General features: G+C 43.2%; 16 protein-coding genes. 8 read left to right on the top strand and 8 right to left on the bottom strand.

The features are described from left to right. The 3 genes from AACR75_RS07920 to nagE all read right to left on the bottom strand — a co-directional run. The coding region (locus AACR75_RS07920) for a FimV/HubP family polar landmark protein (RefSeq protein ID WP_047689578.1) at positions 1-3279 on the bottom strand (3279 nt) is incomplete at its 3' end. Positions 3280-3505: 226 nt separating this feature from the next. Continuing rightward, the gene (gene glnS / locus AACR75_RS07925) at positions 3506-5176 is read right to left on the bottom strand and encodes a glutamine--tRNA ligase (RefSeq protein ID WP_047689580.1); all 1671 of its coding nucleotides are present in this window, start codon (positions 5174-5176) and stop codon (positions 3506-3508) included. Positions 5177-5504: 328 nt separating this feature from the next. Continuing rightward, positions 5505-6992, bottom strand: coding sequence for an N-acetylglucosamine-specific PTS transporter subunit IIBC (nagE, locus tag AACR75_RS07930; protein WP_013857296.1), 1488 nt, complete (start codon positions 6990-6992; stop codon positions 5505-5507). 489 nt (positions 6993-7481) lie between these two features. Between nagE and nagA the strand changes: the two genes are divergently transcribed. From nagA to asnB, 4 genes are all read left to right on the top strand, one after another. Further along, entirely contained in the window at positions 7482-8618 is a 1137-nt protein-coding gene (nagA, locus tag AACR75_RS07935) for an N-acetylglucosamine-6-phosphate deacetylase (RefSeq protein ID WP_047689583.1), read from the top strand. A gap of 2 nt (positions 8619-8620) precedes the next feature. After that, positions 8621-9835, top strand: coding sequence for a DNA-binding transcriptional regulator NagC (gene nagC, locus AACR75_RS07940; protein ID WP_026028126.1), 1215 nt, complete (start codon positions 8621-8623; stop codon positions 9833-9835). Between the two features lie 99 nt (positions 9836-9934). Further along, the gene (locus AACR75_RS07945; RefSeq protein WP_017045500.1) at positions 9935-11521 is read left to right on the top strand and encodes a cation:proton antiporter family protein; all 1587 of its coding nucleotides are present in this window, start codon (positions 9935-9937) and stop codon (positions 11519-11521) included. Between the two features lie 272 nt (positions 11522-11793). Further along, positions 11794-13458 carry an asparagine synthase B gene (gene asnB, locus AACR75_RS07950; RefSeq protein ID WP_017045499.1) on the top strand — a complete coding sequence of 555 codons (1665 nt, stop codon included), beginning with the start codon at positions 11794-11796 and terminating at the stop codon, positions 13456-13458. 81 nt (positions 13459-13539) lie between these two features. On the opposite strand, the gene rfaH is transcribed toward asnB, so the two are convergent. Beyond that, positions 13540-14040 carry a transcription/translation regulatory transformer protein RfaH gene (gene rfaH, locus AACR75_RS07955; RefSeq protein WP_013857303.1) on the bottom strand — a complete coding sequence of 167 codons (501 nt, stop codon included), beginning with the start codon at positions 14038-14040 and terminating at the stop codon, positions 13540-13542. A 307-nt stretch (positions 14041-14347) separates the two neighbouring features. Between rfaH and AACR75_RS07960 the strand changes: the two genes are divergently transcribed. Next, entirely contained in the window at positions 14348-15736 is a 1389-nt protein-coding gene (locus tag AACR75_RS07960; RefSeq protein WP_047689585.1) for a peptide MFS transporter, read from the top strand. Between the two features lie 91 nt (positions 15737-15827). Here the strand turns inward: AACR75_RS07960 and hemH are convergent, their stop codons facing one another. From hemH to htpG, 3 genes are all read right to left on the bottom strand, one after another. Then, on the bottom strand, positions 15828-16793 hold the full coding sequence (gene hemH, locus AACR75_RS07965) for a ferrochelatase (RefSeq protein WP_081989757.1): 966 nt from the start codon (positions 16791-16793) through the stop codon (positions 15828-15830). Positions 16794-16908: 115 nt separating this feature from the next. Then, a complete protein-coding gene (gene adk / locus AACR75_RS07970; protein WP_013857306.1) occupies positions 16909-17553 on the bottom strand; it encodes an adenylate kinase in 645 nt (214 codons plus the stop codon). A gap of 318 nt (positions 17554-17871) precedes the next feature. Further along, on the bottom strand, positions 17872-19779 hold the full coding sequence (htpG, locus tag AACR75_RS07975; protein WP_013857307.1) for a molecular chaperone HtpG: 1908 nt from the start codon (positions 19777-19779) through the stop codon (positions 17872-17874). 258 nt (positions 19780-20037) lie between these two features. Between htpG and AACR75_RS07980 the strand changes: the two genes are divergently transcribed. The 3 genes from AACR75_RS07980 to AACR75_RS07990 all read left to right on the top strand — a co-directional run bounded on the left by AACR75_RS07980 (position 20038) and on the right by AACR75_RS07990 (position 21792). Beyond that, positions 20038-20904 carry a winged helix-turn-helix domain-containing protein gene (locus AACR75_RS07980; RefSeq protein ID WP_047689588.1) on the top strand — a complete coding sequence of 289 codons (867 nt, stop codon included), beginning with the start codon at positions 20038-20040 and terminating at the stop codon, positions 20902-20904. A gap of 10 nt (positions 20905-20914) precedes the next feature. Next, on the top strand, positions 20915-21430 hold the full coding sequence (locus AACR75_RS07985) for a regulatory protein ToxS (protein ID WP_026027495.1): 516 nt from the start codon (positions 20915-20917) through the stop codon (positions 21428-21430). An 83-nt stretch (positions 21431-21513) separates the two neighbouring features. Then, on the top strand, positions 21514-21792 hold the full coding sequence (locus AACR75_RS07990; RefSeq protein WP_017045494.1) for a SelT/SelW/SelH family protein: 279 nt from the start codon (positions 21514-21516) through the stop codon (positions 21790-21792). Positions 21793-21809: 17 nt separating this feature from the next. Here the strand turns inward: AACR75_RS07990 and yfcE are convergent, their stop codons facing one another. After that, on the bottom strand, positions 21810-22367 hold the full coding sequence (gene yfcE / locus AACR75_RS07995) for a phosphodiesterase (protein WP_047689591.1): 558 nt from the start codon (positions 22365-22367) through the stop codon (positions 21810-21812). Between the last annotated feature and the right edge of the window lie 159 nt (positions 22368-22526).

Here is a 22526-nt window from a genome sequence, read left to right on the forward strand (position 1 = left end):
GTCGCTCTCGTCTTCCTTTTCTTCTAGAGAAGGCTCACTAATTGAAGCAAGTGCATCTTCTTCACTAAATTCAGGTAAGGCTTGCTCGTCAATCGCTTCACAACTTTCTTGAGCAACAGGCTCTGACGCTGCTTCTTGAGGCTCGGCTATCGCATCCACCAGCGCGTCTTCTTCTGTGTACTCTGGCAGCTCAAGATCCGTAAGGTCGCTCTCGTCTTCTTTTTCTTCTAGAGGAGGCTCGTTGATTGAAGCAAGTGCATCTTCTTCACTAAATTCAGGTAAGGCTTGCTCGTCAATCGCTTCAAAACTTTCTTGAGCAACAGGCTCTGACGCCGCTTCTTGAGGCTCAGCTATCGCATCCGCTAGCGCGTCTTCTTCTGTGTACTCTGGCAGCTCAAGATCCGTAAGGTCGCTCTCGTCTTCCTTTTCTTCTTCTAGAGGAGGCTCGTTAATTGAAGCAAGTGCATCTTCTTCACTGAATTCAGGCAAGGCTTGCTCGTCAATCGCTTCAAAACTTTCTTGAGCAACAGGCTCTGACGCCGCCTCTTGAGGCTCGGCTATCGCATCCGCCAGCGCGTCTTCTTCTGACGGCTCTGGCAGTTGGACTTCGGAAAGCTCGCTCTGTGACTGTTCTTCTAGCGATGGCTCATTAAAGGAAGCAAGGAGATCTTCTTCTTCGAACTCCACTAACTTGTCATCGTGGAGATCATCAACATGGTCCTTTGCCGATGATTCTGCTGAATTGGTTTGAAGCGGCTCAACATCAGCTTGGCTTGGTTCTTCGTCTTCTAGTTCACCAATGTCCCAGTCTTCATCTTGTGGAACTCCAAATTCGTTAGGGCTGACTTCTGGTTTGCTAACCTGTGCGGGTTCTATTTTTTCCGGGGATGTCGAGCTGCCTAGAGGTTGCTCCTCATTCGGCTTCAGATCCGGATAACTTGCCCCTTCAATTTCTGGGTTAAAATCAAATGAGTCGTCGATAAATTCTTCATCGATGTCGCCATCAACCACTCCCATCTGTTCATCATCCAGTAGAGGATCTTTTTCAGGAGCGGCACTTAGCAGATCGTCAATGAAGATGTCGCTGTTAAACTCGGAATCTTCAACGCTATCGTTTTCATTATCCAACAACTCGCTATTTTTCTGTTCGGTCTCTTCGATATTCTGAGCATGCTGCTCGATTTCCAGCAACTCTTCAAATAATGCCGTACCATCTTCTTCAGCGAGACTATCCTTATCTTCAGCACCTTCTTGCTCTTGGTCTGCCTTTTCAAACTCAAGTGATTCAGAACCATTGTCAGTAAATAGTTCGTCCAATAGCTCTGTACTATTCTCATCCAGCTCGGTTTCAATGTCGGATTCCGTAGCTTCTTCACCCAATAACTCATACAGAGTTTGATCACCAGTGAAGTCAACATCATCAATATCTTCTTCGCTCGAAGCGATGTCTTTATCGGGCTGCACAAGTTCTTCAAGTAAGTCGGTGCTTTCCGATAAGTCTGTCTCGCTCTCTTTATCATCACCGAGTAGCTCATCGAGCAGTTCGACACTGTCGCTATCAATTGCTAGGACGTCTTCATCTTGCTCTTCTAATAATTCATCCAACAGCGCTGTTTCAGTGGAGGAATCAGTTTCTATTGAGGTGAGGTCAGATTGCGCTTCAATCGTTGCGAATAGATCATCAAGTTCACTATCCGACGCTAGCTCTGCTTCTTTTAAATCGAAGTTACCGCCGGTTTTTGCTAGCTCGGGCTCTTCTGAATCCAAGTTGAAATCATCTTCGGACTCATCCAATAATGAATCAAAGTCAAAACTATCATGATGATCGTCATCACTATTGGCGGCAAACAAATCGTCAAGTAGCGATTGATCTAAAGTATCGCTTCCGAGATCTTCAGCTTTCTCATCTCCAGCCAATAACGCGTCAATGTCGTCTTCAGAGATGGAATCATCATCATCGGATAAATCAAATTCTGTTTCGCCGTCATCTTCATCTAATAACGCTTCGTCTAAAGCTCGCGCCATCTCATCGAGACCGACAGCTTTTTCGTCAGCACCAACACTGATGCCGTTACTGCTAGCGGTCAAATCTTCTAAATCCGCAGCAAGATCACCATCATCGCCGATACTCGCAAATGGGTCTTCGCCATCTTCACCTTCGAGGTTGAAGTCTAAATCTGTATCGTCTAAATCGGCAAAAATGTCCGATTCTTGCTCAGCATTGTCATCGATTTCATCATCCAGTGAGATGTCATCACCAAATAACTTCTCACTATCATCAGACTCACCAAACAAGTCATCATCCAGCATTAAATCATCGTCAATATCTTCAAGGCTGCCAGCAGCCATTGGCGTTATGGGCTCTTGATTACCTTGAGTGACAACAGGCTGCTCCGTTGGCTTGGATCGGCGGCCAAGCAACATCACAACCAGTAAACCAATTAACAGACCAGGAATAAGGGCGAGAGCGGCGACCAGCCAAGAGTTGGAAAGCAGTTGATCAAGTGCACTTGGTGCAAGCTTTTGCGCCTCTAATGCTTTTCTACGTTCTTCATCAAGTAGCTTTTCAACTTCAGAGCGAATGCGGTTTTCGTCACCGAGTTCTCCTTTGAGTGCATCGACTTCAGATTGAACATCTGCCAGCATCAAACGTAACTTATGATTTTTCTCTTCAAGCGCCAGTAATTCAGTATCAGATTTCGCAACTTGTGTGCCAATATCTTTTAGTACAGGTTCACTCTTCGTCTTTTCAACAACTGGTTGAGCGGCAGTAGAGGCAATTGTTTTTTCAGGCAAAGCTGTAGAAGCAGCAGTAACAGGCGCTGTTGGCTGCGCCGTATTAGCATTCAATTTGGCTTGATGCGCGGCCATGATATTGACCGCTTCTTGGGTGAGCGCACTATTTACCTGTGCCAATGATGGAACACGTAAGTTGCTACCTGGGATCAAACTGTGAATATTTTGATTTTCGAACGCCTGAGGGTTTAGCCGATAAATGGCCAGCAGGGTTTGTTGTACAGTGACGTTATTCGATGGGCGTAGCCGAGTGGCAATAGACCACAAAGTGTCGCTGTCTAAGGTTGGCCCAAAAAACGTCGATGGTTGGCTATTAGCCTGCTGAAGATTACGAGTTTGAGTGAGATTTTCTGAAAATTGAGGAGAAGACTGGATCTCACCATTCGGCCCAACCAGGCGAATGCTCTCGGCACTAACGATAGAAGTCTGAGTCACGGCAACCATTGCTATCGGCAACAGTAGACGCTGAAAAATTTGACGCATATAAGGCTCAGCTATGTGCTTGGAATAAATAAATACGATGATCTGTTTAATATATCGGATAACGCTAGCAAAACTATAGGACGCAAGGTAAAAAATGTGTCACGACTACGATAATCGCAGGAATCTCACACATTTTTCCCCGCTAAGTGAGCTTGCTCAGACAAAAACAGTACCATAATAAAAAGAAAGGCCAGCATTGGCTGACCTTTTTAAATAGTACTTAAGCTTACTCTGCGTCTATTTTTGCCCAAGTGTCACGTAGACCCACGGTGCGGTTAAAAACCAACGCTTCTGGTTTAGAATCTTTCGAGTCAGCACAGAAATAGCCCATACGCTCAAACTGATAACCTTGTTCTGCGCCCGCAGCAGCCAAACTAGGCTCTACAAAACCATTAATTTTAACCAATGAATCTGGGTTGATGGTTTCGGCAAAGTTGTCAGCCGCCGCTGGGTTGGGAACGGTAAATAGGCGATCGTACAAACGAATTTCAGCTGGCAAGGCTTTATCGGCTGATACCCAATGAATAACACCTTTTACTTTGCGTCCATCAGCCGGGTTTTTACCCAGAGTATCCATATCGTAAGTGCAGAATATTGTCGTAATATTGCCTTGTGCATCTTTTTCAATGCGCTCTGCTTTTATTACGTAAGCGCCGCGTAAGCGAACTTCTTTGCCTAAGACTAAACGTTTGTATTTCTTGTTGCCTTCTTCACGGAAATCTTCACGTTCAATCCACAATTCGCGAGTAAATGGAACTTCGCGCTCGCCCATTTCAGGCTTGTTTGGATGATTTGCCAGCGTTAACGTCTCGATTTTACCCGCCTCAAAGTTTTCTATCACCACTTTTACAGGGTCAAGAACCGCCATGGCGCGAGGGGCATGTTCGTTTAAGTCTTCACGGATACAAGACTCTAACGAACTGAATTCGATCATATTTTCCTGTTTTGTCACACCTATGCGTTTGCAAAACTCACGAATCGATGCTGGTGTGAATCCACGGCGGCGTAAACCTGAAATCGTCGGCATACGTGGGTCATCCCAACCATCCACTAATTTTTCCGTAACCAGCTGGTTTAGTTTACGCTTAGACATTACCGTGTATTCAAGGTTTAAACGGCTAAACTCATACTGATGTGGTCGACAATCAATCGTGATATTTTCCAACACCCAATCGTACAGACGGCGGTTATCTTGAAACTCTAGGGTACAAATTGAGTGCGTGATCCCTTCCAAGGCATCCGAGATACAGTGGGTAAAATCGTACATTGGATAAATGCACCATTTGTTACCCGTTTGGTGATGCTCTGCGAAACGAACACGGTAAAGCACTGGATCGCGCATCACCATAAAGGATGACGCCATGTCAATCTTGGCACGTAGGCACGCTTTGCCTTCTTCGAAACCACCAGCGCGCATTTTCTCAAATAGCGCTAGGTTTTCTTCAATGCTGCGATCGCGGTACGGACTTGGCTTACCTGCTTGAGTCAATGTACCTCGATATTCACGGATCTCTTCTGGACTGAGCTCTTCAACATAAGCCAGACCTTTTTGGATCAACTCAACCGCGTATTGGTATAATTTGTCAAAATAATCTGACGAATAACAAACATCACCAGACCATTGGAAGCCGAGCCATTTCACGTCGGCTTTGATTGACTCAACGTACTCCATATCTTCTTTTTCAGGGTTTGTATCGTCAAAACGTAAATTACACTGTCCCTGATAGTCCTGAGCAATACCAAAGTTTAAGCAGATAGATTTAGCATGACCGATGTGCAGGTAACCATTTGGCTCGGGCGGAAAACGAGTATGCACACTTGTGTGTTTGCCATCCGCTAAATCTTTATCAATGATTTGGCGAATAAAATTCGATGGACGAGCCTCAGCTTCACTCATCTATAGCACCTCAAAATTATTTAGTATCGTCAGAAGATTTTTCTGTATGTAAGAGCAGCAATGCTTGCAGAAACAGAAAGTTTGTCGCTAATGATCCACAATTATCCGCTCTTGCACAATAAAAAGTAGGCATTTCCTGCGATTATTTCAAGACATTGCCTTTTGTCTGGCTAGGCTAAGCAAAATTTCAGGTAAAGGGCGTAAGAAATAGGCAAAAGCTACCGTTGTGGGCAGCCTTAAATTTGAATAGCGCTCATTTGATGAATAAGAAAAACCTCTGCATAAAGCAGAGGCTTTAAAATAACCTAATCATCCGTTGCGATTAAGACTAAGGAAGTTTCACGCTAGAAAGATCTTCGTTTGCATTGATAGACTTCATCTCACCAGCAACGATTTCAGCAAGAGGGCCTAAGATAACTTGTAGGTTATTAGTACCCAGTTTCACCACACCCATGGCACCCAATGCTTTTAATGTTTTCTCGTCGATAATACTCATGTCATTGACAGATAAACGTAAGCGAGTGATACAAGCATCGATGTTAGATAGGTTGCTGTGACCGCCTAGAGCTTTAAGGTATTGTTTAGCGAGCTCAGAAGACTCTTTCGCGCCTGATACTTTGCTATCGCTGTCGTCATCTTCGCGACCTGGTGTTTTAAGGCCAAATTTCAAAATAACGGTACGGAAAATCACATAGTAGAGAGCAAAGAACACAATACCTTGAACTATTAGCATGTACCAATTAACCGCCAGTGGGTTACGTGATGACAATACCATATCCACAAGGCCTGCAGAGAAACCGAAACCCGCAATCCACTGCATTGAAGCAGCAATGAATACTGATAGACCCGTCAATGCTGCATGCAGTACATATAGTGCAGGAGCAAGGAACATGAACGAGAATTCTAGAGGTTCAGTTACACCGGTAAAGAATGAAGCAAAACCAGCTGCAATCATAATAGAAGCAACTTTCTCTTTATTCTTCGCTGTAGATGTGTGGTAAATAGCCAATGCCGCACCAGGTAGACCGAACATCATAATAGGGAAGAAGCCTGCTTGGTACATACCCGTTACACCTGGGATACCAGTACCCTCAGCGATAGATTTTGCACCACCTAAGAAGTTAGGAATGTCGTTAATACCCGCAACGTCAAACCAGAATACTGAGTTCAGTGCGTGATGAAGACCAACAGGGATTAGCAAGCGGTTAAAGAACGCATAGATACCTGCACCCGCAGAACCTAGACCTTGAATCGATTCACCAAACGATACTAGACCACCATAAACATGCGGCCATACATACATCAGAACGAAGGCGATAAAAATACCAGCAAACGACGTCAAAATAGGTACTAGACGTTTGCCAGAGAAGAAGGCTAATGCTTTATGCAGTTCTACAGTAGAGAAGCGATTGTAGATTTCAGCAGAAACGATACCCACTAAAATACCAACAAACTGATTGTTGATTTTACCAAAAGCAGCAGGAACTGCGCTTGGATCAATACCTTGGATCTGTGCAACGGCTCCTGGAGAAAGCAAAGTCGTCACGACTAAGAAACCAACAAAACCCGACAATGCAGCAGCACCGTCTTTATCTTTAGACATACCGTAAGCCACACCAACAGCAAACAGTACAGACATGTTATCAATGATTGCAGCACCTGCTTTAATCAGGAATGCAGCCAAGGCACTGTTTGAACCCCACCCATTTGGGTCGATCCAATAACCAATACCCATTAGTATCGCGGCAGCTGGCAATGTGGCAACTGGTACCATCAACGCCTTGCCTACTTTTTGAAAGTATCCAAGAATATTCACCTTAAGTTCCCCCTATAGGATTTAGGATTTTTTGTATTTGGTTGAGCCACTTATTTTAGTCGCTCAATTTAGTCAAACTCAGTTTATGATATTAATTTTGCTCCGCAAATTAAAACCTTATCATTTGTGATCATAATCACCACAATCTGCCAAATACCAAGGTTTTTGCTAGCGAGATCATAAAACTTATTTTACAATTAAAAAAAATGGAAATTAGGCGATAATATTTGCCTGTTTCATCGTCGAATAGCATGTAAGCTAAACAACCCCGACTGGCTTTTTTCGTATAAAATGCAAACTATAACCATCAAATAACCCAGTCAAAACGAGCACTTAATTTTAATGTCATCCAGCATTGGCTGTTTGCTAGCAAGATAATTCGCGACCTAATTGAAGTAAGAAAAGAAAGCACCGTACTGGCACATTCCACCTTTCATTTCGTCGCCTCGCCAAATTTATAAAATATTGATAGATAAGGATTTGATGATTATGTACGCACTAACTAACTGTAAAATCTACACTGGCAGTGATGTGCTAGTTGACCATGCTGTGATTATCAACAACGAGTTGATTGAAGCGGTCTGTCCTATTGCGGATTTACCACAAGATATAGCGATACAAGATTTAAATGGTGCAAACCTAAGCCCAGGCTTTATCGACCTGCAATTGAATGGTTGTGGCGGTGTGATGCTGAATGATGAAGTAACCGCGACTACGATGCAGATCATGCATAAAGCCAACCTAAAATCAGGATGCACAAGCTTTTTGCCAACGTTAATCACCTCTTCAGACGAAGACATGCGCAAAGCGATTTCTGCCGCACGTGAATATCACTCTCAATATAAAAACCAATCACTGGGTTTACACCTTGAAGGGCCATATCTTAATGTGATGAAAAAGGGCATTCACAGTGTGGATTTCATCCGCCCTTCAGATGACAACATGATCGCCACTATGTGTGAAAATAGCGATGTGATTGCTAAAGTGACATTGGCGCCAGAGCACAACAATCCAGAACACATTGAACGTTTGGTGAAAGCTGGCATTGTGGTATCAATTGGTCACACTAACGCAACTTATACTGAAGCACGTAAAAGCTTTGAATCAGGCATCACCTTTGCCACACACTTATTTAATGCCATGACGCCGATGGTTGGACGTGAACCCGGTGTCGTTGGTGCAATTTATGACACCCCAGAAGTTTATGCTGGCATTATTGCTGATGGCTTTCATGTTGATTATGCTAACATCAGAATTGCTCACAAAATCAAAGGCGAAAAGCTTGTATTAGTGACCGATGCCACAGCTCCTGCAGGCGCTAACATGGATTACTTTATTTTTGTCGGTAAGAAAGTATATTACCGTGATGGTAAGTGTGTTGATGAAAACGGCACACTGGGCGGCTCAGCACTCACTATGATTGAGGCAGTGCAAAACACTGTTGAGCACGTTGGTATCGCATTGGACGAAGCTCTGCGGATGGCAACTCTGTATCCGGCAAAAGCAATTGGTGTGGATCACAAACTAGGCCGAGTAAAAAAAGGCATGGTGGCGAACCTCACTGCATTTGATAGAGACTTCAATGTTCAGGCGACGGTTGTTAACGGACAATACGAGCACAATTGATAATGAATGGCGGACAAATAGGTAACGTAGATTTAGTCAAACAACTCAACAGCGCAGCAGTGTACCGATTGATCGACCTACAAGGTCCGATATCTCGTATTCAAGTTGCCGATGTGAGCCAACTTGCTCCAGCAAGTGTTACAAAAATAACCCGCCAACTTCTAGAACGCGGCCTCATTAAAGAGGTCGCACAACAAGCCTCTACTGGCGGACGTAGAGCCATCTCCTTAACAACCGAAGTCGCCCCTTTTCACTCTGTCGCCGTACGTTTAGGCCGAGATTACATTCAGCTCAGCCTGTATAATTTAGGGGGCAAAGAACTCGCGTCGGACTATCACGAGTTTCACTATTCTCACCAAACACAATTAATTGAGGGACTCCTTTTCCACCTCAATACCTTTATCAAACAACAGCAAGAGCGAATCGAACAGTTCATTGCCATTGGTATTGCCCTACCCGGCTTAGTCAACCCAGAAACGGGTGTCGTAGAATACATGCCCAACATTGCTATTGATGCACTCGCTTTAGGTGACATCATTCGTGATAATTTTCATGTTGAATGTTTTGTTGGCAACGACGTACGCGGTATGGCGCTTGCCGAACATTATTTTGGTGCCAGCAAAGACTGTCAAGACTCTATCCTAGTCAGCGTTCACCGAGGAACTGGGGCTGGCATTATCGTCAATGGTCAAGTATTCCTAGGCTATAACCGTAACGTGGGTGAAATTGGTCATATCCAAATCGACCCACTCGGCGAACAGTGTCAATGCGGAAATTTCGGCTGTTTAGAAACGGTAGCCGCAAACCCGGCTATTATATCTCGTGTTAAAAAACTGATTGCTCAGGGCTATGAATCTAGCCTAGCGAATATAGAGAGCATTACCATCAATGATGTATGTGAGCACGCCAATCTCGGTGATGAGCTAGCAAAACAGAGCTTAATTCGAGTGGGTAATCAACTCGGTAAAGCCATTGCGATGACCATCAACTTGTTTAACCCACAAAAAGTGGTAATTGCAGGTCAAATTACAGCCGCTCAAGAGATCGTATTCCCCGCGATTCAACGAAATGTAGAGAATCAATCACTCAAAACTTTCCACACCAATTTACCCATAGTCGCGTCGCAGATTGATAAACAACCAACCATAGGTGCATTTGCTATGATTAAACGGGCAATGTTAAATGGTGTTTTACTTCAAAAATTACTTGGCGATTAAGCAACCGATTGAATTATAATAAAAGGCTGTGTCGTCATGACACAGCCTTTTTTACAACCAAAACATTATTTTTAAACCAAAGCATTACTAAAGGAATTTATGGAACTTATCCTAATTTCAACGGCTTTTTTCGCAGGGTTTATTGCCTTGAAATGCAATTTACCTCCGTTGGTTGGCTTTTTAGTTGCTGGGTTTGGCCTTAATGCTGCTGGCTACCACAGCAGCGATACCATCCTGACCCTAGCCGATCTAGGGGTTACCTTATTGCTGTTCACAATTGGACTTAAGCTAGAGATTAAAACCTTACTTGCGAGAGAGATTTGGGCTGGTGCCACGGTTCATAACCTCCTTTCGACAGGGATTTTCAGCATTGCTTTATTGATATTCAAATATTTAGGGGTTAGCTCTCTGGCCTCGATGTCAATTGAACAATTAGTTCTGCTTGGTTTTGCTTTGTCATTCTCCAGTACTGTTTTTGCGGTGAAATCACTGCAAGAGAAAGGAGAAATGAACGCGACATACGCCACTATCGCCATCGGTATTCTTGTGATGCAAGATATCTTTGCTGTCATATTTTTAACCGTCTCGACAGGAAAACTTCCTCATTGGTACGCTGCCACTTTATTGATCCTACCCTTTATGCGGCCACTATTTTACAAACTGCTCGATTGGGTTGGTCACGGTGAAATGCTTGTTCTGTTTGGTATATTTTTTGCCTTAGTGGTCGGAGCAGGATCATTTGAATTGGTTGGGATGAAACCCGATCTTGGTGCTCTGATTTTAGGCATGCTGCTAGCAGGCCATCGCAAAGCATCTGAGTTGTCAAAATCACTCTTTAATCTAAAAGAGCTGTTTCTCGTCTGCTTTTTCCTCAACATTGGACTATCAGAACAACCCACAATGACTGGGTTTGCGCTCGCATTGTTGCTCTTACTGCTGCTTCCCATCAAAGGTATCCTCTATTTTTGGGTACTCAACCGCTTTAAATTCCGAGTGAGAACCTCACTGTTAGCCACCTTGTCTTTATTCAATTTCAGTGAATTCGGGCTGATTGTGGGAGGACTTGCTTTCAAAATGGGATGGATGTCGGGTGATATATTGGTCGCACTGGCCATTGCGGTATCCATTTCATTTGTAATCGCAGCCCCAATAAGCCGTAAAGGCCATGAACTCTATCAACATTCACGGCAATGGCTCAAAGAACATGCCGCTGAAAAACTCAACACCAAAGATCAATTAATTAATCCAGGCCATGCTCAGGTACTCATATTAGGGATGGGCCGCATCGGTACCGGTGCATATGATGAGTTGCGCTCTCGTTATGGCAAAATAAGTTTAGGCATAGAAGTCCGAGAAGAGGTTGCTCATGATCACCGCTCACAAGGGCGCAATGTTATTGCTGGTGATGCAACCGACCCTGATTTTTGGGAGCGTATTCTAGACACTGGTAATGTAAAACTCGTACTACTTGCTATGCCGCATCATCAGGGTAACCAAATCGCGCTATCGCAGTTACAACACCGTAATTTTAAAGGACAAATCGCAGCCATCGCCGAATACCCAGACCAATTGGAATCACTATTGGAAAGTGGTGTTGATGCGGCATTCAACATCTATAGCGAAGCGGGTAGCGGTTTTGCCCGTCACGTATGTAAACAACTCCAACCTAATTTTACTAAACCGTAATAATGTCTAGGTAAGCCATCGCAATTTTTAGGTAAAACATTGTCATTTCTATGCCCAACTCAATACGGCCCCAGAGCTTAGTTGGGCATAATTTACCCACCATCGCTCAAAAACAGAAAACAAATAGAAAAAATTCATATAAAGTGACCATTATTTAAATGGCATTTACCAAGATGCATCTTATGTGATATTAACGACACCATATGGTTGCTTTTTTTAACCAGAATGGCAAATTAGGTCCAACAGATTAAAAATCATCAAAAGGAAGTTGTATGTGTTCTATATTTGGCATTCTTGATATTAAAAGTGATGCAACAGCGTTACGCCCAATAGCGCTAGAGATGTCTAAAAAAATGCGTCACCGCGGCCCTGACTGGTCTGGCATCTATGCTTCAGAAAAAGCAATCTTGGCTCATGAGCGCCTTTCTATTGTCGGTTTAAACAGCGGCGCACAACCACTTTACAGCCCAAATAAAAAGCACATATTAGCGGTCAATGGTGAGATTTATAACCACAAAGAAATTCGTGCTCGTTACCAAGGCAAATACGATTTTCAAACCGACTCTGACTGTGAAGTGATATTAGCGCTTTATGCAGACATGGGTGCCGCGCTGCTTGAAGAACTCAACGGTATCTTTGCCTTTGTGCTCTATGATGAAGAAAAAGATGAGTACCTCATCGGGCGTGACCATATTGGTATCATTCCTCTTTACCAAGGCCATGACGAACACGGTAATTACTACATTGCATCCGAAATGAAAGCTTTGGTAAGCATTTGCAAAACTATCAGTGAATTTCCTCCTGGTAGTTACTACAGCTCGAAAGAGGCAGGTGCACAACGCTACTATATTCGAGATTGGAATGAATATGCTGCAGTCCAAGGCAATAGCAGCAGTAAAGAAGAGCTAAAACAAGCATTAGAAGCGGCCGTTAAGCGCCAACTGATGACAGATGTACCTTACGGTGTTTTGCTTTCTGGAGGATTGGACTCTTCAATTACGTCAGCCATTGCGAAACGTTACGCCGCAATGCGAATTGAAGATGATGAACAATCAGAAGCATGGTGGCCACAGCTTCACTCTTTTGCGGTGGGTTTAGACGGTGCTCCAGACCTTAAAGCGGCTCGTGAAGTGGCTGAAAAAATTGGCACTGTACACCACGAAATGACTTATACCATCCAAGAGGGTTTAGATGCTATTCGTGATGTTATTTACCATATTGAAACGTATGACGTGACGACAATTCGAGCCTCTACTCCGATGTATTTGATGGGGCGGAAAATCAAAGCTATGGGTATCAAAATGGTACTTTCCGGCGAAGGAGCGGATGAGATCTTCGGTGGTTACTTATACTTCCACAAAGCACCAAACGCGCAAGAATTCCACGAAGAAACTGTGCGTAAACTGCTGGCGTTGAACTTGTTTGACTGTGCTCGCGCTAATAAATCTTTAGCGGCTTGGGGAGTGGAAGGACGCGTTCCTTTCCTAGACAAAGAGTTTATTGATGTTGCAATGAGGCTTAACCCTGCTGACAAAATGTGTGGCAATGGCAAGATGGAAAAACACATTCTACGTGAGTGCTTTGAAGATTATCTGCCAGCCTCGATTGCTTGGCGTCAAAAAGAGCAATTTTCCGATGGTGTGGGCTATAGCTGGATTGACACACTAAAGAGTGTTGCTGAAGAAAAAGTTACCGATCAACAGATGGAAACAGCAAAATACCGCTTCCCATATAATACTCCAGCGACAAAAGAAGGGTATGTTTACCGCGAGATCTTCGAAGAGCTGTTCCCGTTAGAGTCTGCTGCACAATGCGTTCCTGGAGGTCCTTCTGTAGCTTGTTCTTCCGCCAAAGCAATAGAGTGGGATGAATCCTTTAAAAATTGTATTGACCCGTCAGGCCGAGCTGTCAAAGCGGTGCATAATGAAGCGTACTAACCAAAACGCTGGCTAATAAAGCAAATAAAAGGCGCAAAATGCGCCTTTTATTTGTCTAAAGAGCTTACTGTAGAGAGTCAATCACGAATCTAATTCTAAATGCTTATTATCAATGCTCATCGGTATCACTTGGCTGATCATTTTAACCAGCATAATCGATCGCGTCTCACCATCGGGCTCTTGGTAAATGGCATCAATTCCTGAGAACTGCCCACCCTTAAGTCGAACTACCTGCCCTTTTTCTGGAATATTGAACGATGCTACCGGTAATTTTAACTGGTCGAGTAACTTCAATTCCTCGATCAAATCACTGTCCAACTCCTTCGGATGTGAACCAAATCGGATGAAATCAACCACACCGCGAGTAGAGCGCACACTAGTAAAGGTTGGGCCAATTTCAAAATCAAAGTAAATGAACATATAGGAGGGAAAAAGTGGCTCTTTGACAACTTGCCGCTTACCCCGAAGAATTCTCTCTAGTTCAATTTCTGGGTAGAAACATTCGACACCTTGGTTTTCAAGGTGTGCTTTAGCACGCCTCTGATCGCCACGTTTACAATACAACAAATACCAACGTTTCATTTTATTCCTAGCTACTGCTTTTCTTTTTCTTGAATCCTAACACCATCCTCCTCCTCAATAAACGGCTAATAAACTGAACACAAAAATAAACCCTTAATGTCCGAACAAGGCAAATTCAAATAATCAGTAATGAAAGATAAGTTTTCATAACGCAACAAAACTTTGAGTATTGATAGACATGCATTTCAAAAACAATGAGTTAGTTAATAATGCCAGAATAAAATACTGATTTTACTCATTGCGATACGCTAAAAGCCCATGTATATCTAAAGCACAATTTTTCTCATCTCAAATACTAATAATTCTTATGACAAACCAACATCAATACTTTGGGCACCCAAGGGGCCTATTTTTACTTTTTGGCACAGAGCTATGGGAGCGTTTTTCGTATTATGCGATGCGCGCCATTTTGGTACTTTATCTTACAGACGCAACGATGAATGGCGGTCTAGGTTGGTCGACTAAAGATGCACTCGATCTTTACGGCACCTATACAGGGCTAGTCTACATCACACCGCTTATTGGTGGTTACCTTGCAGACAACTATCTTGGGCAACGACGTTCCATTTTATTGGGTGGAGCGTTAATGGCCATTGGTCAATTTACACTGGCACTGCCTGCAGATGCACTAGGTATTGGCTCTCTACACACTTTCTATTTAGGCCTTGCACTGCTTATCTGTGGTAACGGTCTATTTAAGCCCAATATCTCAACAATGGTTGGTGACCTATATAATGAAGGTGATAACCGTCGTGATGGCGCGTTCACCATCTTCTACATGGGGATCAATTTAGGTGCGCTACTTGCTGGTGTGATCTCTGGTTCAGTTACTAACTCATTTGGTTGGAAAGCCGGTTTTGTGGCCGCTGGTATTGGTATGCTGATCAGCCTTGTGATGCAAATGGCAATGGCTCAATCATGGCTTGGTAATATTGGCCGCGAACCAGCAGCTAAGCGCGATCTAAAACTGAAAAAATCAGCAAATAAAGAACCACTAACGAAAGCAGAAGTGGATCGTATCAAAGTTATCCTTGTGATGAGTTTGTTTACTATTGTTTTCTGGGCGGGTTTCGAACAAGCTGGTGGTTTAATGAACATTTACACACAGCAATACACTGATCGTATGATGGGTGGTTTTGAGATACCTGCGGCTTGGTTCCAATCGTTAAATCCATTTTTCATTATTACTCTTGCCCCTGTATTAGCCGTATTATGGGTAAAATTAGGTAAGCGTGAACCAAACTCGCCAATGAAGTTTGCATTAGCGATGTTCTTCTTAGCCCTAGGCTTCCTATGCATGGTTGGTGCAGTTATGGAGCAAGGTGGTGACACTACCGTAAAAACATCAATGCTATGGCTTGTCGGTGCCTTCTTCTTCCATACCTTGGGTGAACTGTGTCTATCACCAATTGGTCTATCGCTTGTCACTAAACTAGCCCCACTACGCCTTGCTTCATTAATGATGGGAGCATGGTTCGGTTGTAACGCAATCGCGAATTATGTAGCAGGCCATGTAGGTTCTCATGTGGGAGAGCTTGGTGCGATGGCTATCTTCAGCGGTATTGCAGTAACAGCAACCATTGGCGGCGTCATTTTACTGTTGTGCTCTAACACGCTCGTCCGTTGGATGCACGGTGCAGAAAGAGCGACAAGCTACGCTGAAGAAATTGAAGAGCAACAAACTCAGTTGGTTTAGCTTCAAATATACCTAGTAGTAATTCAAGAATAATAATGACAAACGGTCACGCTATAGTGACCGTTTTTGTACTAGAAAAGAATTCAACTCATCAGCGCTTAACTAAGGAAGCCATCATTTCTATATGCATTGCCGAATCATTTAGGCACTCAATGTAGGTAAACAATTCTCCACCAGCGTGAATAAAAGTTTCTTTACCTTGCTCAGCTATCTCTTCTAGGGTTTCTAAACAATCCACCGAGAAGGCGGGAGTGATGATATCCAACTTTTTAATACCGCGGCTTGGCAGAGCCTCTAATGTTTTATCCGTATAAGGCTGTAGCCACTCTTCACGTCCAAAAATAGACTGATAGGTCTGGCCGATTTGGTCAGCATTCAAACCAAGTTCTTGTGCCAAAAGTTCTGTGGTTTTTTGGCAATGCTGTGGGTAGATATCACCGTTATCGGCGTATCGCTTAGGGATACCGTGGTAGGAACAAAGCAAATAGTCACCTTGCCCGTTACGTTGCCAAGAGTCACGGACTTTACTCGCCAAAGATCGTATATAAGCAGGGTGATTATGATAATCACGAATAAAACGTAAATTGGGCGTCACAGGCATACGTTTCATCGCTTTGGCAAGGCCATCAAACACGGCAGCCGTAGTAGTACCAGAATATTGAGGGTACAGAGGCAGCACCACAATCTCTTCAACACCACGCTCCAATAATGTGTTGATACCCTCTAAAAGGCTTGGTGAACCATAGGTCATACCAAGTTCCACTGGTGTACCGAGATACTGTTCTAACGCTTGCACTTGGCGTTTAGAGTACACCATCAAAGGAGAGCCTTCTTCCATCCAGACAGATTGATATAACTTAGCAACCTTGGGGGCTCGCAGCGGAAGAATCACACCATGTAATAATGGACACCAGATCCAACGACTCATATCAACCACACGTTGGTCATGTAAAAATTGGCTTAAAAATCGTTTTACTGCCGATGCCGTCGGTTCACTCGGCGTTCCCAAGTTAACCAATAGCACACCCTGTTTTTGATTATTTTGCATTACTTCCATTCATCCATTTCATTGTTAATTATTGAGTACGAATTCGCGGCAGGAAAGTTCATAAAAAAAGCGACCTTTAGGTCGCTTTCACTATAACAAAGTTAACAAGCCTATACTGAGCCAATTATGCTAATGCTTTCTCAATATCAGCGCTAACTTGAGCAACTGGCTTAGTGCCATCAAATTTTAGGTATTTCGTATTACCCATTTGTGCTTCTTTACCGTAGTAAGTGATCAGTGGCGCTGTTTGCTCGTGGTAAACACCTAAACGAGCACGAACGGTCTCTTCTTTGTCATCATCACGGACGACAAGATCTTCACCTGTTACGTCATCTTTACCTTCCACTTTTGGCGGGTTGTAAATGGCGTGGTAGGTACGACCAGAAGCCAAGTGAGCACGACGTCCGGCCATACGCTCAACAATAACGTCATCGGCAACATCAAACTCAATCACATAGTCAACATTAATGCCCATTGCTTTTAAGCCATCAGCTTGAGGAATCGTGCGAGGAAAACCATCGAGTAAAAAGCCCTTTTCACAATCGGCTTGGGTAATGCGTTCTTTGATTAAGCCAAGGATGATTTCATCAGAAACGAGTTGACCAGCATCAATCACTGATTTCGCTTTTTTGCCAAGTTCAGTGCCTGCTTTAATCGCAGCACGTAACATATCACCAGTAGAGATTTGTGGAATACCGTACTTCTCCATGATGAATTGAGCTTGAGTGCCTTTACCTGCACCGGGAGCACCTAGAAGAATGATGCGCATGTTTAATCCTCTTTAGAAAATTATGATTTATACCGAAGCTCACAACCAGATGAGACTTAAAACCAACGGTAAGTTTCGGTATAACGGTAATGAGATGAGTGAATAATAATTCGGCGAGCAACATACACAGCTTACCGATCGCATTCAAGCGATGCATTCTAACATACAAATTTAAGCGACTAACCAGATTAAGACTAAAGAATATAATCTTGGCCGGATGTTCGCTGCAAGTTTGCCTAAAATATCGCTCGTTCTCAGCAGAGAATCGCTATTCAAAGCAAAAAGCTCGCAGTTGCGAGCTTTTTGTTAGCCAGTTAGCTATTCAACCTTAGTCAAAAGCTGATTAATTGCGGTTAAGAATTGTGACGGATCTTCCATCGAACCACGCTCAGCGAGCGTCGCTTGACCTAGTAAAACTTCAACCCAGCGACCAAATACTTGTTCATCCGCTTCATCGGCCATCCGTTTCACTAACGCATGTTCAGGGTTAAGTTCCAAAATATACTTCACCTCTGGTACCGGTTGACCAGCCGCAGCAAGCAATTTTGCCATCTGCGTACCCATCTCATAATCGTCGGTCACAACAACCGCTGGAGTACTTGCCAGTTTAAAAGTAGTTCGAACCTCTTTGACACGATCGCCAAGGTACTGCTTCGTACGTTCAACCACCGATTTAAACTCTTCTTCAGTCTCTTTATGCTTCTCTTTTTCCGCTTCATCTTCGAACTGGCTCAGATCTAGCCCTGCTTTGGTGATGGATTGGAACATTTTTCCATCAAACTCAGTGAGGTAGTTCATCAACCACTCATCAATGCGATCAAACATTAAAATAACTTCGATACCTTTGGCTTTAAACTGCTCTAGGTGTGGGCTATTTTTGGCCGCAGCATAGCTATCGGCGGTGAGGTAGTAGATTTTATCCTGCCCCTCTTTCATCCGTTCAACATAAGCCGCTAAACTAACCGTTTGCTCTGCTGAGTCAACCTCGGTCGAGGCGAAGCGCAATAGGCTGGCGATCTTCTCTTTATTAGCAAAATCTTCTGCAGGCCCCTCTTTGAGTACCAAACCAAACTCTTTCCAGAAGGTTTGATATTTATCAGCATCATTGCTCGCCATACGTTCAAGCATGGTCAATACACGCTTGGTACAAGCATTACGCAATGATTGAGTCACCTTGTTATCTTGTAAAATCTCGCGTGAAACATTAAGCGGTAAATCGTTTGAGTCGATTAAACCACGAACAAAGCGCAAGTAGGACGGCATAAATTGCGCAGCATCATCCATGATAAATACACGCTGAACATAAAGTTTCAAGCCTGATTTATGATCACGATTCATCATATCCCAAGGTGCTTTCGCTGGAATATAAAGTAGGCTGGTATAATCGTTTTTACCTTCTACACGGTTATGGCTCCACACCAGTGGGTCAGCATAATCATGGGAAACGTGCTTATAGAACTCTTGATACTCTTCATCACTGATTTCTGACTTAGAACGCGTCCACAACGCCTGTGCTTTGTTGATTTGTTCCCACTGGGTCTCTTCAGTCTCATTACCTTCGTCATCACGAACCTTGGTTTGGATAGAAACTGGAATTCCAATGTGGTCTGAATATTTAGAAATCACATCACGCAGACGCCATTCAGAAAGGAACTCTTTGCCTTCCTCTCGCATGTGCAAAATGATATCGGTTCCACGAGACTCTTTATTAATGCTTTCTACTGTATATTCACCTTCACCTTGTGAATACCATTGAACCGCTTCGTTAGCAGGTAAACCCGCAGCGCGAGTTCTTACAGTGACCGCATCAGCGACGATGAAGGCCGAGTAAAAACCCACCCCAAACTGACCGATAAGCTGAGAGTCTTTAGATTGATCTTGGGATAGTTTAGAGAAAAACTCCGCTGTGCCGGATTTTGCAATCGTACCGAGATGTTCAATGACATCTTCGCGGCTCATACCAATACCGTTATCTGAAATGGTCAGCGTATTCGCTTGGGTATCAAACGATAATTTAACGCCTAAGTTGGCATCACCTTGATATAAATCGGCATTAGACAACGCTTGAAAACGAAGTTTATCCGCAGCATCAGAGGCATTTGAAATTAATTCGCGAAGGAAGATCTCTTTATTGGAATAAAGAGAGTGAATCATAAGATGAAGTAACTGTTTGACTTCAGATTGAAAACCACGAGTTTCTTTATTGGTAGTAGCCGTTTCGCTCATACTAGCTCCATAACATCTGAGTTATTTTCATTCACACACAGAGTGTGCAACCAAGGATGATTTGCTAGTAAGATGAGGCTGGCAATTGTAAATTCAAGGTCAATAATCATAAAAACACTGTTTTTTTCATTTATTTTGATTATGCTTGCCGTAATTTTTATCAAAGAAAATAAAAACTAGCATAATGTTTCATCAATTGCTTCCCCAAGCAGGCTAGGTTGATGGACGGTTAAACATGCCAACAATAAGAAGATTATCATGAGTAACATAGGCACAAAATTCATCCTTGCTAACCGATTCACGTTTGATCCCAATAGTAACTCTTTGCTTGAACAAGAAAACGAACAAGAAGCTGTTCGCCTTGGTAGTAACGAAAGTCGAATTTTACTTCTACTTTGTGAACGCCCAAATGAAGTCATTACACGCCATGAACTGCATGAGTTTGTGTGGCGTGAACAAGGTTTTGAAGTTGATGACTCAAGCTTAACTCAAGCGATTTCAACACTTCGTAAGATGTTGAAAGATCAAACCAAATCACCAGAATTCGTCAAAACCGTACCGAAACGAGGTTATCAAATGATCGCCTCGGTGACTCGAGCAATCCCCTACTCACAAAAAAACACCACCAACGAGCCTGAAGAGGAACCGTTACTGGCCAGTGAGTCTATCCAAGACATTGACGCGGATACCACTTCGCAACCCGAAGAGACAACATCCCAAACCGTGACGACGGATCCACTCGCGAAAGTAAAAATAGGGAAAGAAAAGTTAACACTGCAAAGCAAATTGATGTTGGTTGTGGCTCTTTTCTTACCTATCCTGGCTCTCCTATTAACTAGCCCTGCACAATCAAAATTTAAACAGATTGCGGTTTATAACAATATAGTTGTGAATACGCCCATCAATCATCCAGACCTAAACAAATGGTTACCTTCTATTGAAAAATGCGTAAAAAAATACAATGAATCACATACTGGAGAACTGGCACCTAAGCAGGTGATTGCGACTGGTGGTCAAAATAATCAGCTCGTATTGAATTACATCCATAGTTCTGAGTTCTCGGGTGAAAATGTCACTTTACGAATTTTAGCTAACCAAGATGATTTGGCCAACGTGTGTAAATAAGGGCATAAATATGAATCCAAAAGTGGCAACCCTCATCTTAGCTATCTCTGCACTATTCAGTAGTTGGTTATACTGGGGCAGTGATTTAAAAATAGAACAAATCCTAACGGCGCAAGAATGGCAATCTAAAATGGTCACTGTGGTAAAACGCAGTCAACAGAATGATTCTGTTGGGCCAATCCGTCGGGTTGATGTCAATTCGAATGTGAAATATTTACCTAACGGTACTTATATTAGAATGTCAAATGTGAAGTTATTCGCCGTGGGTGGTGAAAGTGAAAGTTTCATTAATATCTCAGAAACCGGCACCTGGGATATCAGTGATAGCTACTTATTGATATCGCCTAGCGAATTTAAAAACATTAGTTCTAGTCAAAGTAAGGACTTTACCCCTGAGCAATTAGAACTGATTACTCAATTTTTCAAGATGGATGCTCAACAAAGCCGACGTATTGATGTCGTCAATGAAAAAACATTATTGCTCACCAGCCTAAGCCATGGTTCGACAGTGCTGTTTATCAATTAGCCATCGAGTAATCTGTAACTTTACTGAAGGGTCGAAAGGTCCTTTGTTGCGAATGGCCCTTACTTCTTCACAAAAGGTACACCATGGAAAAAGCCAATATTGAGATCTACTATTGCCGCCAGTGTAATTGGATGCTTCGGGCCACTTGGCTAAGCCAAGAGTTACTGCATACTTTTAGTGAAGAAATTGAATCTGTGCGTCTCTACCCTGATACAGGGGGACGATTTGAAATCATGTGCAATGGACAACGTATTTGGGAACGTAAACATGATGGTGGTTTCCCTGAAGCAAAGGTTCTTAAGCAACGAGTCAGAGATATCATTGACCCAGAGCGAGATCTGGGTCATTCAGACAACAGGTAAATCAGATAGCGACGGGTTTAAGAGCTAGTCGCTAAACGATATTGCGCCAGTTGTTGTCCCTCTAGCCCCATTACTTGAAATAATCCATCCGTATAAATAGCGTAGCTTGGGGGAAATTCATTACGTGGAAAGGTCGCGGACCCCGGGTTGACAATAATGACATCATCTTGACCTTGCGCCATAGGGATGTGCGAGTGGCCATGGATCAAAACATCACCTTTTTTTAATGGTGGCCTATTTTGAGCATTATATTGATGGCCATGCGTTAAGAAAAAACGAGTTCCTGACTCCAAAACTACCCAACAAAAATCCATCATTATCGGAAAGTCGAGCAGCATTTGGTCGACTTCGCTATCACAATTGCCTCTGACCGCCACAATATGCGGCGCCCATCGATTCAAGCACTCCGCAACTGCGGTCGGATTATACCCATCAGGTATAGGATTACGCGGACCATGATTTAAAAGGTCTCCTAGCAGTACTAAAGTGTCTGCACCTGACTGTTCAAATAGACTGAGTACTTTTTCAGTAGCAGGCAGTGAACCGTGTAAATCCGAAGCAAAAAACAACTTCATACTTTTATCTCCGTATTTTGGAGCTACAGATTGTACGAATTTCAGCACACTTCGTCATCTTGAGTTATGGATAAACATTGTCATTTATCACCACGAACAATTCACGTATGCTAAATAAGTTTCCTATATTAGGTTAGATGGCAAACAAGCATCGCCACT

Source organism: Vibrio sp. ZOR0018 (assembly GCF_963865925.1).
GTDB classification, from domain to species: domain Bacteria; phylum Pseudomonadota; class Gammaproteobacteria; order Enterobacterales; family Vibrionaceae; genus Vibrio; species Vibrio anguillarum.

Excerpts from the sequence above, each read along its gene's own strand:
- glnS (WP_047689580.1), bottom strand. The coding sequence starts at position 5,176 with ATGAGTGAAGCTGAGGCTCGTCCATCGAATTTTATTCGCCAAATCATT.
- nagA (WP_047689583.1), top strand. The coding sequence starts at position 7,482 with ATGTACGCACTAACTAACTGTAAAATCTACACTGGCAGTGATGTGCTA.
- nagC (WP_026028126.1), top strand. The coding sequence starts at position 8,621 with ATGAATGGCGGACAAATAGGTAACGTAGATTTAGTCAAACAACTCAAC.
- AACR75_RS07945 (WP_017045500.1), top strand. The coding sequence starts at position 9,935 with ATGGAACTTATCCTAATTTCAACGGCTTTTTTCGCAGGGTTTATTGCC.
- asnB (WP_017045499.1), top strand. The coding sequence starts at position 11,794 with ATGTGTTCTATATTTGGCATTCTTGATATTAAAAGTGATGCAACAGCG.
- rfaH (WP_013857303.1), bottom strand. The coding sequence starts at position 14,040 with ATGAAACGTTGGTATTTGTTGTATTGTAAACGTGGCGATCAGAGGCGT.
- AACR75_RS07960 (WP_047689585.1), top strand. The coding sequence starts at position 14,348 with ATGACAAACCAACATCAATACTTTGGGCACCCAAGGGGCCTATTTTTA.
- hemH (WP_081989757.1), bottom strand. The coding sequence starts at position 16,793 with ATGGAAGTAATGCAAAATAATCAAAAACAGGGTGTGCTATTGGTTAAC.
- adk (WP_013857306.1), bottom strand. The coding sequence starts at position 17,553 with ATGCGCATCATTCTTCTAGGTGCTCCCGGTGCAGGTAAAGGCACTCAA.
- htpG (WP_013857307.1), bottom strand. The coding sequence starts at position 19,779 with ATGAGCGAAACGGCTACTACCAATAAAGAAACTCGTGGTTTTCAATCT.
- AACR75_RS07980 (WP_047689588.1), top strand. The coding sequence starts at position 20,038 with ATGAGTAACATAGGCACAAAATTCATCCTTGCTAACCGATTCACGTTT.
- AACR75_RS07985 (WP_026027495.1), top strand. The coding sequence starts at position 20,915 with ATGAATCCAAAAGTGGCAACCCTCATCTTAGCTATCTCTGCACTATTC.
- AACR75_RS07990 (WP_017045494.1), top strand. The coding sequence starts at position 21,514 with ATGGAAAAAGCCAATATTGAGATCTACTATTGCCGCCAGTGTAATTGG.
- yfcE (WP_047689591.1), bottom strand. The coding sequence starts at position 22,367 with ATGAAGTTGTTTTTTGCTTCGGATTTACACGGTTCACTGCCTGCTACT.